Below are 870 nucleotides of genomic sequence, written 5' to 3'. Positions count from 1 at the left end.
GGTCTCAGGGGGCAACTTGGTCTCCAGTCGTTTGGCCAGGAATGCGCGGGGGCTGGTGATGCCTTCTGGCGGGAGCCCGCTCGCGAGGGCGTGCGTGAAGCGTTCTGGTGACGGGTCGCGCCGCAGCCAGCGGGCCGCGAGGGGTTCGAGCGCGGCGCAGTCGGCTGCGGAGAGCGTGAGGCGGGGATCGCGGTGGCCGAGCGCGGCGAGGGCCTCGTACGCGGGCGTACGCGCCGCCTGCGCCGTCTCTTCCGGTTGTGCCGGTTGCGGGTCTGGTGCCGTGCTGCGGTCGGGGAGCGGGAGCAGTTCGTTCTCGATGCGGAACTGCTCCCACCAGCCGTCCTCGCGGGGCGTCCGGGAGAAGAACGTCCGGGTCACCCAGCGCACGCCCGTGCCGCCGTCGAGCTGGATCGCCTCCAGGAAGCGGCGCAGGTAACCGACGTTGGTCAGCTCCTTGAGGGCGGTGCGGCAGGCGGCCTGGCCGATGCCTGGGAGGTGTTTGGCCAGCGCCTTGTGGTCGAGGGAGGCGCCGTCGGGGAGCCGGTCGATGTACGCGGCGAGGCGCGCGTGGTCCCGGTCGAGGAGGGCGAAGTCGTCACTCTTGCGGGGGAGTTGGTCCGGTGCCGGGCGCTTGCCGTAACCCGGATTGGCCATCGGGTGCGCGGGCGCGGGCCGGGGGGAGTTAGAGTCTGAGGAAGCCATGGATCGAGGCCGTTTCGATCTAGTTGGTGAGGCCCTCGCATAGGTGTTCCCGCACCTGCGGGGGCCGCTTTTCGTACTGCGGAAGCACGCTAGAACGACATCACGGCTCGTGGCAAGTCGATTACTTTAAGTCAAGTCCTGTGGTGAGCTTGGCCGTTGGGGTGGGTG

The 870-nt window shown here is 69.5% G+C and carries 1 protein-coding gene; it reads right to left on the bottom strand.

Going from position 1 to position 870, the window contains the following annotated elements:
* Window positions 1–654, bottom strand: a 654-nt coding sequence (locus G5C65_RS37860) for a hypothetical protein (protein ID WP_165303609.1), incomplete at its 3' end; no start/stop codon positions are given.
* Between the last annotated feature and the right edge of the window lie 216 nt (window positions 655–870).

This window comes from Streptomyces boncukensis (genome assembly GCF_011045075.1).
GTDB lineage: Bacteria > Actinomycetota > Actinomycetes > Streptomycetales > Streptomycetaceae > Streptomyces > Streptomyces boncukensis.
The sequence above is the reverse complement of the archived record's forward strand: the minus strand, read 5'-3'. Positions and strand labels throughout refer to the sequence as shown.